At 44.2% G+C, this 12,389-nt stretch carries 16 protein-coding genes and 1 riboswitch; of the genes, 7 read left to right on the top strand and 9 right to left on the bottom strand.

The window, feature by feature from the left end:
- Positions 1–78: 78 nt before the first annotated feature.
- Positions 79–633 carry a 1,2-dihydroxy-3-keto-5-methylthiopentene dioxygenase gene (locus MIC7113_RS10750; protein ID WP_015182185.1) on the top strand — a complete coding sequence of 185 codons (555 nt, stop codon included), beginning with the start codon at positions 79–81 and terminating at the stop codon, positions 631–633.
- 133 nt (positions 634–766) lie between these two features.
- Here the strand turns inward: MIC7113_RS10750 and thiC are convergent, their stop codons facing one another.
- On the bottom strand, positions 767–2,140 hold the full coding sequence (gene thiC, locus MIC7113_RS10745; protein ID WP_015182184.1) for a phosphomethylpyrimidine synthase: 1,374 nt from the start codon (positions 2,138–2,140) through the stop codon (positions 767–769).
- Between the two features lie 7 nt (positions 2,141–2,147).
- Positions 2,148–2,244: riboswitch (TPP riboswitch) on the bottom strand.
- 145 nt (positions 2,245–2,389) lie between these two features.
- Between thiC and MIC7113_RS10740 the strand changes: the two genes are divergently transcribed.
- The 3 genes from MIC7113_RS10740 to MIC7113_RS10730 are packed head-to-tail and all read left to right on the top strand — an operon-like array spanning position 2,390 to position 5,401.
- On the top strand, positions 2,390–3,766 hold the full coding sequence (locus MIC7113_RS10740; RefSeq protein ID WP_015182183.1) for an AAA family ATPase: 1,377 nt from the start codon (positions 2,390–2,392) through the stop codon (positions 3,764–3,766).
- Positions 3,767–3,776: 10 nt separating this feature from the next.
- Positions 3,777–5,021 (top strand): hypothetical protein, encoded by a 1,245-nt coding sequence (locus MIC7113_RS10735; RefSeq protein ID WP_015182182.1) that lies wholly within the window; start codon positions 3,777–3,779, stop codon positions 5,019–5,021.
- A gap of 8 nt (positions 5,022–5,029) precedes the next feature.
- A complete protein-coding gene (locus MIC7113_RS10730; protein ID WP_015182181.1) occupies positions 5,030–5,401 on the top strand; it encodes a hypothetical protein in 372 nt (123 codons plus the stop codon).
- A gap of 103 nt (positions 5,402–5,504) precedes the next feature.
- Here the strand turns inward: MIC7113_RS10730 and MIC7113_RS10725 are convergent, their stop codons facing one another.
- From MIC7113_RS10725 to MIC7113_RS10695, 8 genes are all read right to left on the bottom strand, one after another.
- Positions 5,505–6,122, bottom strand: a complete 618-nt coding sequence (locus tag MIC7113_RS10725; protein ID WP_015182180.1) for a Uma2 family endonuclease — start codon at positions 6,120–6,122, stop codon at positions 5,505–5,507.
- A gap of 93 nt (positions 6,123–6,215) precedes the next feature.
- Positions 6,216–6,989 carry a M15 family metallopeptidase gene (locus MIC7113_RS10720; RefSeq protein WP_015182179.1) on the bottom strand — a complete coding sequence of 258 codons (774 nt, stop codon included), beginning with the start codon at positions 6,987–6,989 and terminating at the stop codon, positions 6,216–6,218.
- Positions 6,990–7,175: 186 nt separating this feature from the next.
- Positions 7,176–8,159: an alpha/beta hydrolase family protein gene (locus MIC7113_RS10715; protein ID WP_015182178.1), complete on the bottom strand. Its 984-nt coding sequence runs from the start codon at positions 8,157–8,159 to the stop codon at positions 7,176–7,178.
- 16 nt (positions 8,160–8,175) lie between these two features.
- Positions 8,176–8,301 carry a hypothetical protein gene (locus MIC7113_RS38610; protein ID WP_256374803.1) on the bottom strand — a complete coding sequence of 42 codons (126 nt, stop codon included), beginning with the start codon at positions 8,299–8,301 and terminating at the stop codon, positions 8,176–8,178.
- A 14-nt stretch (positions 8,302–8,315) separates the two neighbouring features.
- Positions 8,316–8,612 (bottom strand): hypothetical protein, encoded by a 297-nt coding sequence (locus MIC7113_RS10710; protein ID WP_015182177.1) that lies wholly within the window; start codon positions 8,610–8,612, stop codon positions 8,316–8,318.
- Between the two features lie 285 nt (positions 8,613–8,897).
- Positions 8,898–10,208, bottom strand: a complete 1,311-nt coding sequence (locus tag MIC7113_RS10705; RefSeq protein ID WP_015182176.1) for a J domain-containing protein — start codon at positions 10,206–10,208, stop codon at positions 8,898–8,900.
- A gap of 105 nt (positions 10,209–10,313) precedes the next feature.
- Complete coding sequence (locus MIC7113_RS10700) at positions 10,314–10,703, bottom strand: hypothetical protein (RefSeq protein ID WP_015182175.1); 390 nt, start codon at positions 10,701–10,703, stop codon at positions 10,314–10,316.
- 80 nt (positions 10,704–10,783) lie between these two features.
- Complete coding sequence (locus MIC7113_RS10695; protein WP_015182174.1) at positions 10,784–11,305, bottom strand: hypothetical protein; 522 nt, start codon at positions 11,303–11,305, stop codon at positions 10,784–10,786.
- Between the two features lie 8 nt (positions 11,306–11,313).
- Here MIC7113_RS10695 and MIC7113_RS36210 point away from each other — a divergent pair, with 8 nt between their 5' ends.
- The 3 genes from MIC7113_RS36210 to MIC7113_RS10685 all read left to right on the top strand — a co-directional run bounded on the left by MIC7113_RS36210 (position 11,314) and on the right by MIC7113_RS10685 (position 12,339).
- Positions 11,314–11,502 carry a hypothetical protein gene (locus MIC7113_RS36210; RefSeq protein WP_155897976.1) on the top strand — a complete coding sequence of 63 codons (189 nt, stop codon included), beginning with the start codon at positions 11,314–11,316 and terminating at the stop codon, positions 11,500–11,502.
- 29 nt (positions 11,503–11,531) lie between these two features.
- The gene (locus MIC7113_RS10690) at positions 11,532–11,777 is read left to right on the top strand and encodes a helix-turn-helix transcriptional regulator (RefSeq protein ID WP_063822998.1); all 246 of its coding nucleotides are present in this window, start codon (positions 11,532–11,534) and stop codon (positions 11,775–11,777) included.
- 295 nt (positions 11,778–12,072) lie between these two features.
- Positions 12,073–12,339, top strand: a complete 267-nt coding sequence (locus tag MIC7113_RS10685) for a helix-turn-helix transcriptional regulator (protein WP_015182172.1) — start codon at positions 12,073–12,075, stop codon at positions 12,337–12,339.
- Positions 12,340–12,389: the final 50 nt, after the last annotated feature.

The following is a 12,389-nucleotide window of genomic DNA, read 5'->3' as shown; positions in this document are numbered from 1 at the left end:
GTCAGGTTAACCTATGTTCTAATATCGAGCAATTACCATGAGAAATGTCGCCTAACTCTTGCAACCTGGAGGTGTATTGTGGCAATTTTGCGACTTGAAGATGGGACAATTTACACTGATCTGGATGATCTGGATCGGGAATTGGCTCCTCTAAACGTTCAGCTCAATCGATGGCCGATCGGGGATAATCCAGAAATTCATGCCTTACTCGCGAAAGACGCATTGAGCGATGAACAGAAGGAACAGGTACTCCAAGCGCTGGATAAGTACTTTGAACAACTGAAAATTTCTGCTGGCTATCAATCCCGTGACTTAGTGGTGCTGCATCCAGAGGTACCGAATCTCGACACCCTCCTGTCCAAATTCGACCGTTGTCATTACCACGCTGATGACGAAGTTCGCTATATCGTTGCAGGTGAGGGCGTCTTTGGCTTTGTGCGTCCGGATGGTAGCCAGGTGGAAGTGACGGTACAACCGGAAGAATACATCAATGTTCCCGCGAACACGGAACACTGGTTTTATTTGACTCCATCACGACGGATTAAAGCGGTTCGCTACTTCACCACGACTGAAGGTTGGGTCCCAGAGTACACGGATAGCGACATCAAATTCCGCACAGCGGCCGTTGTTTGAGGCGATCGCTCACACCGATTTGGATTGAAGAAGGCAGAAGAGGGAAGGCAGAAGGCAGAAGTTTCTGTTACATAACAAATAGGGACACGAGTTAATTCGTGTCCCTTAAAAACTTGAGTTTATGATTGTTGTCCTAGCCTTGTGTTACTGGTTCTTTGGCTAAGAATTTCTCCAGTTCAGTTAATGCATCGGCATCCACTTTGGTCTGCATCGGGCAGAATTTAGGCCCACACATCGAACAGAATTCAGCGGTTTTGTAGATGTCGGCGGGTAGGGTTTCGTCGTGATATTCTCGTGCGCGTTCCGGATCGAGGGAGAGTTCAAACTGACGGTTCCAGTCGAAATTGTACCGCGCTTTAGAGAGTTCATCGTCGCGATCGCGTGCCCCTGGACGACGCCGTGCAATATCCGCTGCATGGGCGGCAATTTTATAAGCAATCAACCCATTTCGCACATCTTCGGCATCAGGTAACCCCAAATGTTCCTTCGGTGTCACGTAACACAGCATCGCCGTGCCGTACCATCCCGCCATCGCCGCACCAATGGCTGAGGTAATGTGGTCATAACCGGGGGCAATATCGGTTACTAATGGCCCCAACACATAGAAAGGTGCTTCTGAACACTCTTCCATCTGTTTTTTGACATTAAACTCAATTTGATCCATCGGTACATGACCTGGCCCCTCAACCATGACTTGTACATCATGTTCCCAAGCTTTGCGGGTGAGTTGTCCGAGGGTTTTGAGTTCAGCGAGTTGCGCTTCGTCAGAAGCATCATGGGTACAACCGGGACGCAGGGAATCCCCTAAACTGAATGAGACATCGTATTTTTTGAAGATTTCGATGATGTCGTTGAAGTGGGTATAGAGGGGATTCTGTTTGTGGTGATGCAGCATCCACCGTGCGAGAATACCGCCGCCGCGAGAGACAATCCCCGTGATGCGATTTCTGACTAAGGGCAAATGCTCAATTAAAATCCCGGCATGGATGGTTTGATAATCTACGCCTTGCTGAGCATGTTTCTCAATGATGTGGAGAAAGTCATCGGCAGTGAGGTTTTCAATCGTGCCGTGGACACTTTCTAAGGCTTGGTAGACTGGCACTGTGCCAATGGGGACGGGCGATGCTTTGATGATAGCGGTGCGGATTTCATCCAAATTACCGCCGCCAGTGGATAAGTCCATGACAGTATCGGCACCATACTTCACCGCCAGCTTCAGCTTATCGACTTCTTCGTCGAGATTGGAAGAGTTGGGGGAAGCGCCGATATTGGCATTCACCTTACATTTTGAGGCAATGCCAATTGCCATCGGCTCAAGGTTAGTGTGGTTGATGTTGGCAGGAATAATCATCCGCCCCCGTGCCACCTCGTCTCGAATCAGCTCAGGTGGGAGGTTTTCCCGTTGAGCAACGTAGTGCATTTCTTCAGTAATAACACCCTGGCGGGCGTAGTGCATTTGTGAAACATTGCTCTGCCCACGCCGCTTGGCGATCCATTCTGTCCGCATTATTGATTCCCTCTATTAAGAGCTTCCCTCCGCCGGTATTAACCGGACTCAGGTGCAAAGGGTGTAATCTCAGCCTGGTTGCTCAGGCACCCCTAGCTATGGATGAGGATTGTATCACGCTTGGGGTGTTCTGATTGGACTAGGTTGGGGAATTTTTAACGAATTGAGGTAATTCGTAATACGGGGGCGTGTTTGGGAGTCTGGGATGATGGAAGGTAATGACACACTTCGATTTTGTTAGCTTCTCTGATGACCTACAAAGTATCAAGGATTCCACGCAAAGAATACCAGCTTCCTTTACTCAAGAGCCTTGTAGAACTTGGTGGAGCTGTAAAATTTTCTCAGCAATTGCTTAGTCTTGTTGCTGAAACAATGGGTTTTGCTGATATGAGGATGGAACGTCATCCCACTAGTGGTCGTATCCTCTGGATTGAAGATTTACAATTTGCAGCATCTCAGCTTCGGAAGCAAGGCGAGATGGATGGTTCACAAAAGGGCATTTGGAAAATCACAGAGAAAGGACGAGAGCGCCTTCGGTTGGAGTGGGGTAGTTTCAAGAACCAATTCAACCTCAACCACTATATTACCGAAACCACATTATCAGATGTAGAAGTAACTGACTCCGAGATAATTGAGAAAGAGGTTAGAGAGGAATTTGTTGAAAAATTCCTTCCTGAATCAATTGAAGCAATCAAAGGCCAAATTTTAATTGAAGACACACCTATTCACCAAATCATTACCATCATCAACGCAAGTCGGCATTTGATTTTGACGGGACAACCGGGAACTGGCAAAACGACTATTGCTATCAATGCAAGTGACCAAGCTGTTAAAACAAAGTTCATATCGGGTTATATTCTTACAACAGCCACATCTGACTGGACAACTTTTGATACTATTGGTGGCTATATGCCGCAACCTGAAAAAGAACTGGTTTTTACCCCTGGTATTGTGTTACGCGCTATCAGCGAAAACAAATGGTTGATTATAGACGAAATTAACCGTGCTGATGTAGACAAATCTTTTGGACAATTACTTACCATCCTTTCGGGGCAGGAAGTTGAGTTACCCTTCTATAATAATCAGGGAAAGCCAATTAACATATGTCACGCAATAGGATTGAGCAGTTACTATGATGAGCAGTCTGCAACTTTTTTTGTTGGTGATAACTGGCGCATCATTGGAACGATGAACACGTTTGATAAAAACTCTCTGTTTTCCCTCTCTTATGCCTTTATGCGCCGCTTTGGATTTGTCCATGTTAATAATCCCTCTACAGCAGAGTTACATAAAATTATTGATGGACGAGTCCAAGACGGACATTTGAACGCTACTAGTGCAGATAAGATTAAGCGATTGCTGAGTATTACACCACGTAAAATAGGTGCTGCTATTCTTATTGATATTTTAAATTACATGAAAGAACGAAGTAGCCCAGAGGCATTCTTTGAAAGCTTCGTTGCCTATGTTTTACCTCAGTTTGAGGGTTTAGCCGTAGAGACAATTGTCGAATTTTTTGATAATGCTGCTAGTGACTTTGGTGATAAAGAACACCAATTCCAAATCAAGCAGTATCTAACAGAATTGTTTGAAATAGAACCAGGAGCATGGCAATTTGATTCATAGAGTATAAATTATGAGTGATTGTTGGACAGATGAGGATTACAACGAAGTATTAAGCTTCGTTGAAAAGTATCTATGGCTTTTTGTTCAGGAAAACGCCGCTATTCATAAACCTGAACAGATTATCTGCAATCTTGCTCAACTTAATCGTCGCGAGTTGCGTCTATTGCAACTTATCTACTTTCTCCTATCTGAATCTCTTCAAAAAAGTGTCAAAATATCTACCCCGCAAATTTTGCGACGCTTAGCACAATCAACCGATAGGATGACCACTGAACTAAAAGGTTCAGTTCGAGGTAATATCGATTGGAACCTAACTTTAAAGCGGAGATTAGGAGCAGGTTTTAGTAACCCCACAGTATTCATGACACGAGTGGCTGTCAAGACTTATAACCTTCCAGAAATGCAAGCATTGAAGTATCTGTTGACTCAGATAAACCACTTGTGTCTCGAAGTTTTAGGCAATATTCCAGAAGAAGAAATATTATCTTACGAGTCAAGCAATAAATGGAAAGCAGAAATTCGCTCTTTGTATCACTCAACAAATCATTTTCTCAAAAACACCTATTTACGTGAAATTGATCTGCCTATAAAAATCACTGATATGATGCTTCAAAAGGTACGGTGTGCGCGAAATACTCACTTTAAAAATATCTATAGAAGCTTACGCCTTTACCGTAGACTATTTGTTCAAGAAGAACAAGAGACATTGAAAGACTGTTTTTCTCAGGGAGTGTTGAAACCTTTAAACCGTGACACCCTCTATGAGGTTTACATTTTATTCGTCACAATGGCAAGCCTTGAGCAAACAGGTTGGATTCGAGAAAATTTTAGGCTTATTGGTTATGGCAAGGGGGCAGTAGCTCAATACAAGCACAGCGATACAATCTTGCGTATCTATTATCAGACATTACCTACTGACTTCGTACAAAACAGTTTATACACTGAATTATTGCGAAAATATCAGATTGAGGTGAGCGTGCGAAGGCCAGATATTATACTTGAGTTTCAGTCTGAAAACTTTGACTTTAAGATATTAGAAGTTAAGCGAACTCGAAATCGACAGTATATTACCGAAAGTGTTTATAAAGTTCTAGGGTATTTAAAGGATTTTGAAAGATGCTTCTTATCTGCAAAGTTGCCTCATGCTATTCTTGTAATTTGGGAAGGTGTAGAAAATACTAAAGATATAAATGATGTTGTTGCAGTGTTAAATTATAAAAATTATCAACATTTAATCAAAAGTCAGTTCATTTAAAAATAAAAATGAGTTATTGTTCTGATGTTGCTCTGATTCTAAACTTAGATGTTGTTGGGCAGTTCGAGCAGTTTATAGAACAAGATGAAGAATTAAGAAATTTTATAGATTGTTGCAAACAGCGATTGACTTCAACCAATGGTAGTAAATTGTATTACTGGAGATATATAAGCTGGCAACTAAGTTATAGACCAATAGAGATTATAGAAATATTTATGGATCAACTAGATGAAGAAAGTTTATCAATTAAATACCTCTTTATCCGAATGGGTGAGTCCTGGAACGATGTCGAATATCGAGGTGAATATGGAGATCTCTATGGAGAAAATCCATTTCGTCTTGAGTTTATAAGAGATATAAGATTTCCGGGAATGGCATGAGTCAATTGATAAGCTGATAAAGAGCTTTAGGAAACGCACAGGAATCTAAAAACGTTTAGGTGATAGGTGAGCTGCTTTTTTCCACAATACGCGATCGCACAACTCAATCATTCCTCTCAACCCCCTCACCCCGAATCACAGCTTCAAACTCCTGCACGGCATCGTACTGATCGGGATGCCCCACATAGCGCAGCAATAAAGCTAAATCTAAATCTGGAAAAAAGGTACTTCGAGAAACCTCTTCATAATCTCCCTCTTTCAAGTGAAAAACTTTTAGCTGATTAGACTTCCAGAACCAAATTTCAGGGACTTTCATCGGCTTAAATAGTTCTCGTCTATTGATAGTCCCACTGGTGACAATGATTTCAATGACAATATCAGGAACATCTTTCTTGCTACCAATAGTGTACGATTCATCCGGTGTACCGGAGGCATACCCAGGTGCTTCTAGAGTAAATCCACCACGCTTGTAAAATCGGATGCTCTTTTCTCTCATATAAGCTTCTAACAACAAGCCAAGAGTACTTTTGATATCCTCATGCTCCTCACCAATGGGTGACATAATTTCTAATACCCCTGATAAATATGACAGTCTCACATCTCGGTTATCCTCTAGCTGTGCTTCTATCGCTTTAAACTTTTCCCAAGTAATGCCATACAAAGTCACCAGTTTTTCCTTTGTTGGCTGATGGGGGGGTTTATCTAAAAGTTGGGAATTCATGAAGTTGACACTTTTTTTATAAACTGAGATTGTTACAATTTTTCAGCCAGTTGATCGTGGCTATATGAAGCCAATTCCAAATTCAACATCCAATTAAGGAATAGCTCCAAAGGACACATCAAGAATCGCGTACTTATCCCAACCCGGTGCATCAAAATGCCACCATTCTGTCGGTAAAGGTATAAACCCATATTTTTTCATTGCATCCTCAAGCAACTTACTATTTTTCCTCGCTTGAGCGCTGGCACCTGTGTAATTTCTGTGCGCTTTCACTGTAAAATCATCAAAGCCAGTTGGCATTTGTAATTCTTTGCCATTACGATCAACTAGCGTTAGATCAACAGCAGCTCCACGATTATGCCGAGAGCCATTCTTGGGATTCGCCACATAGCGAGAATCCGGCTTAACTTGCCACATTAATTTTTGCACCGAAAGGGGTCTATAACAGTCAAAAACCTTCAGTCCCAACCCTTTTTTTTCCAAATCTTGTTGAACTTGTGACAGTCTCCTTACTGCTGCACCTCTAAGCACACATCTTGATGTTGAGTACAATTTACGTTTCAAAAAATTATTGGTTGTTGCATAGCGAATATCAAGAGCAATCTTAGGATTAACTTTGCGAATATCAATGAGTCGTGCATCATAAGGGAGAGGAGATTGAGCAACTTGCTGAGGTGGAGTGGTAAGAGGTAGGGATAGCTCTGATTCAGTTGAATTCTCTGTCTGAGTCACTGTACTCATGGAAGTGGTAGCAGTTGCAAGAGGTAAAGTCTCAGCCTTAGGACTCATGCTAGATAAAGTTAATAAAACGCTAACTAAGCCTAGTATGAAGCTTATTGCAATCCCTTTTGAGCCGCGATTCATCATTGTGATATCTCAAGATATAGCAGTTTTACTAAATACGTAGGTTGGGTTGAAATACACATAAACTCAACCTACAATTTTTAACGGATTAGCCGGACATGATATCAGTCCGTTTACAGAAATCAGCATTGGCTTGGAAGTAAAGCATGTTTGTGGGTGTAGATAGGTAGCACAATAATTCAATTCCAACTACTTTCGCTCAAATGATGCAATCAAAGAATTGTTAGAGGCTAATAGTTGATTTAAAGCAACGATGGCGGTTGGCTGGGAACGAACATGAGCATCAATGAATAAACCAATCGCTTGAGCCATTAAATCTCGCAGTTGTTCTTCTGGTTGGCTAGCTGGAAAGTCCAGAAATACTGTACCCATGGTAGTATCAATTGGATCGGCAACAGAAAAATGATTCGCTCCTTCCAGAACAAGCAGATAACTATCACCTCTGCCACCCGCGATCGCTTCCCGGAAGGTACGCACAACTGGAGTTTGAGCTTGTTCCCATGTCAGTCCATAACGATGGCTGCTATTATAAATAACTCCATCGCAGGTTCCTCCAATCAGTAGTAATGGCAAAGAATCAGGCAGGGGTAAGATTGTGCCCGGTTCATACCCCATCTGTACAGTCGCGGCTGTATGTGCGCCATAGGCAAAAGCGGCTACAACTTGTGGGAAAAAACGTGAGTTTGCACTTTCAATGGCGACTCTACCTCCCGCAGAATGCCCACCTAGAATAATCTGGTTTAAGTCGAGCAAGCCAGCTAAAACCCCTTCTGCTTGTAATTGCTCTAATGCTGCTATCAGGGTTGGTAAAGCGGAGGCTGTCGGCCCTGTGCCATAGAGGTGTGGAGCCAACATCTTAATATCAACCCCTGGAGTGAGAGCCACCATCCCAGGTAAATTTTCTGCAATCCAGGAAAACGTAACGACTACAAGCCCACGCTCTGCCAATTTAACAGCCAGCCATTGATACAGTTCAGAACCACAGTTAATGCCGTTGAAAAAAATGACGACCTTGAATGGTGAGTGTTGAGAATCAGCAGGAACAATACCCATATTTTGTTCTTGGTCGCTGCCTGACATCTGGGATGGATAGAAAACCTTGAGGTGAATAGTGTTATAGGGGGAAGAAGCATTTTCAACTGTAGCAGCTCGAAAAAGTGAGCGAACGTTCATAATATGCCGATTTCAGCTACTCAAATTCAGTAGTAGTGCGGTCTAATACCGTCTCTGCTGTAGTTATACCGCACTCTAACCTCACGCGAACGCCACCGACTTGACCCGATGTCAACCGACTCAACCCAGCAAGCGCTCCCATCCCCTGCAAAAACTTTAGGCGGCTTGACTTTGGAGCGTTGAAAGTAGAGCCGCCGCACCCGAAGCGTAGGGCAAGGCTTGGTTAACAGCTATCAACAGTTGAGGTAAAACGGACCAGTGGATGACTTTTTGACTTTCACGGATGCCAGTAAGATACGTTGGGATATTGGCTCTAGAGAGGGCACGATACAGACGCCAGCGTGGGACATTAATCACGGTGTCTAGTTGGGTGAGTGGTATCCAGACATCGTCCTGACCGTATTCAAAAACGGGCACGGCAAAATTGCCAACAGGGTAAAGTGTCGTTTGCATAGGTGAAGTGAATCGTCTTCATTAAATAGGACAAGCAAAAACCAACCTCAACCGGAATAATTGTCGGAAAGATGTTGCCGTCTTATGACTTCTGTTTGGTAGATGCCGCTTTGATCGGAGCTGATTTGGCAGAAGCGGTGGTTAGTTAAGCTAACTTCACAACTCTTGCGACCAATTACCAGTAATAAACATAAAAGCCTACTCTGCGGAGAACGCTGCGCGAACTGTCCTCGTATGCTCTCCGGTCTGCTTTTTGCGATACAGGCGCTCTATTCTTAACAGTAATTAAGACTGTATTGCAGTAAAAGCAAAATAGGAAAGCCATCCACTCACCAGCAACAGCATCGGAACGAATAGCGCCGCCACTTTCTCGGATAAATTAGCAATTTGAGTGCAACCACTGTAAAGCATAAGAATGGTGTAGCAACTGAAGAATACAGTGAGTATTAACATAATTTGGCTACCCAAAAGGGAAGAGATTCCACTGGCAAGTGCAAGAAAACCGACAGGTAAAAGGGAAGCACCCGCCAGAAAAATATCCCCTGCTAAGCTACCCCGACAACGACCGATTAAGCGGGCAATTCCAACGAGTACTATCAGCGTGACAAAGGGCACCAAGCCAACAAGAAATAAATCCAATAACGAAGAGTTAAACTGCTCGCGCCATCCTAGATAAGCGCCACCCACAAAACATAAATTAGCGATCGCCTCAAACATAATTCCCACAGCCATCACCTGTGGCTTGTCCAGATACAGCATTCCTGGCAGCATTCCTCCTGCCGGATTCAGTGCTAAATAGAAAAAGGCTCTGAATGTATCATTCAAGACGATTTTCACCCAGCGGATTGGGTTTTTCTTCGATGTTTTCAGTTTGGCTGAAGTCCCAGTGATCGACCTCAGGGTGTCCTGCGCTAGCCTATAGCCATTCCTATCCCCTTGCTCATGAAAAAGTGCTGCGGCTTTTCGCAAATCCTCAGCCGCGTTAGCCAATTCCTTGAGATCGTTGTTGGCTAGACCTCGATGGTAGTAAGCTTGAGCAAAATCGGGTTCTTTAGCGATCGCCTGAGTATACGCTTCAATCGCGGCCTGAGTATACCCCAATTTGTAACGCGCTCTGCCCTGGTAATAATAAGCGTCAGAGGAGTTAGGATTCAGACGGATTGCCTGACTACAATCTTTCAGCGCCCCCCTCGCATCGCCCATATTGTAAAGTGTTGCACCGCGCTTGATGTAAGCTTCGACAAAGTGAGGATTGAGTTCAATTGCCTGAGTATAATCCTCCACCGCCCCTTGATAATCTTTCTCTAGAGCTTTGGCGACAGCGCGAACATAATAATCTTGATGAGTCTTCCCCGCTTTGTGAGATTCTCTGAAGGTTGGGTTTAATTGTTGATCGTACAGAGTTCGCTGCACGGAGTCAGAGAGGACTTCGTAAGCTTGGCAAATTTCTTTGAATCGCTCTTCTGCGGCTGGATTTCCTGGATGCAAGTCAGGGTGATGTTCCCGCGCCAATCGCCGATACGCTTCTTTAATCTCTTCGGGAGTGGCGTTTTTTTTAACTTGCAAAATTTTGTAGTAGTCGCGAGAATCCTGCATGTGGCTTAGGGAAGGGGTCGCTTTACATACCAGGGTGTCACATTGGGGGAAAGATCGGCAAAGTTCATGGCTAGGATGCGATCGCTCGATCTAATTAACCAGGATTCAGAACCCGACGGCTAAGTCGCCTGATGTTTGCTCATGCCAAAGTTTATCCCAGCGTTTTGTCCAAATTTTGCACACACAGGGGTGAAACTCCTGATTGTACTGCTTTTTGTGCTGTTGGCAATCTTTTTCAATGGCAAGCCACAAGCAGCGTAGTTGTTGCCAGGTGGAGCACTTTTGAATCTGACAAGCAACGGCATTTTTCCACTGTCGCAGTTGGCGATAACTGATGAATTGCCCGCCTTTATCAGTGCGATGGACAAAGATGACGTATGCCCAACATTCGACGCGCACAATCAGGTGTTTGGGAATTTTCAGTAATTGAGCGATGCAACGGAGGGTGATGCGGAATTTTTGAGCGGGTTGGAGACGGCGGAATAAGGTTGTCATGATGATTTGACTGCATTTTTAGGTAGGATTGGGAGGCTTGCTACGTGGGGATTAAGACATTCCAGTTTCTCGGTGGCTTGTTACAGATTCAGATCCCCCCCAACCCCCCTTAAAAAGGGGGGAGCAAGATTGGGGCTGTCGGAAGGGGTGGGTGCATCGAAAAGGATTTCAAATTCCGCAGCAGGCATAAAGCGGTTGAGGAATCGCTTATGATCTTCGGCGTCTTGGCGGTTGAAGAATCGGGCAACTGTGTACCGTCGGGCGTCGGGTAAGAGTCGGATAATTGCCCAAGGACGAGAGTAATCTTCTGCTTGGGAATGGTGTTGAGCTGAAATTGTCTCAAGTTGTCCCCTGATTTGGTTTATGGTCTGTTCAATGAGTTGCCACAGTTGGGTTCTGGTTGGGCTGGTATGATTGGGGATGAGGCTCCAATCGCTGACGGGTGCTGGTAACCAAGTGAGGAGATAGTCGTCCTGACCCTCTTTGGTAAGTTTCCAAGATAGGCGTCGAGTTTGTTTGCGGCATTGATAACCGTGTTGGCGTAGATTTGCACAAATGCAGTCGCCTTCTGATTGGAGGCGCAGCCAGTCAGAGTGTTTCATAGGAAAATTTGGGTAATGATGGTCTATTAGCGATCGCTCGTTGTATGCGATCGCCCGTGCAAGTTGGCACCACACAGCGATTCACTGTGCAGGCAAAGCGAATAAACCGAAATGGTGATACCTTTCGTACAGAAGACGGGGAAACAAGAAGCTATCGACTTTCCTTAGCGTTCCCCATCTATTTTTTTGTTGGTTAATGACCCAGGGTGGGTCATCGATAGCTAAAATGGTAGACGATAAGAATTTAAATTTCAACCCCGATGTGCCAACTTGGAAGCAAGTTCGCGAACGCTTGGGAATGACTCAGGAAGAGTTTGCCCAAGCGGTGGGTTTATCGCGTAATACAATTGGTCGGTACGAGCGTGGCGAACATCACCGCCTTACGCTTTCCGCTTCTCAAATAAAGCGGTTAGTTGAGCTGATGGAGCAGGCAGGTATGTCCATCAAAGACCTTCCTGATGACATCGACTGATTGAACCCTGTAGTGTTTCATAAGAAAAATTTGGTAATGATGGTCTTGGAATGCGATCGCATTTAAAAGAGCGATCGCCCATGCAAGTTGGCACCACACAGTGGTTCACTATGCTGGCAAAGCGAATGAACTGAAATGGTGAACTACGACAAAATGAGACACTAGAGGAAGGGCAGCTTTGCAACTACAGTTTGAAAGCGCTCTTCCCTACTTATGTTTTAAACATATCCCATTTTGGAGCTTGAATAAGAAACTGTCAATATCAAGCTTTAAAATGGGGCTGTGCCATCATGTTATGACCGAAAGAAGTAAAAAGCACAAACAGTTCAGCGATTCACCTTTAGAAGCTCTGAGAATTGAACGAACGACTTTAACGCAAGACGAGTTAGCAGTACACTGTGGCATTCCCCGTTCTACTTACCAACGCTGGATTGCTGGTAAGACTGAAGCTAAACTGAGCGTCTCGCAACTCAAGAAGCTGTGCCAACTATTAGGGATTGAGCGTATTGATGAGCTACCGGATGACTTTAGTCCGCCAAGTCAATCATCTGATGAGGGTTAGGTGATGTAGCTGTGTGGAATGCGTGAAGCGTAGCTATGCCGCAGGGAATC

Origin of the sequence: Allocoleopsis franciscana PCC 7113 (assembly GCF_000317515.1) — a bacterium.
In the GTDB taxonomy this organism is placed as follows: Bacteria; Cyanobacteriota; Cyanobacteriia; order Cyanobacteriales; family Coleofasciculaceae; genus Allocoleopsis; species Allocoleopsis franciscana.
Note: the sequence above shows the minus strand (reverse complement) of the source record. Positions and strands in the feature narration are given on the sequence as shown.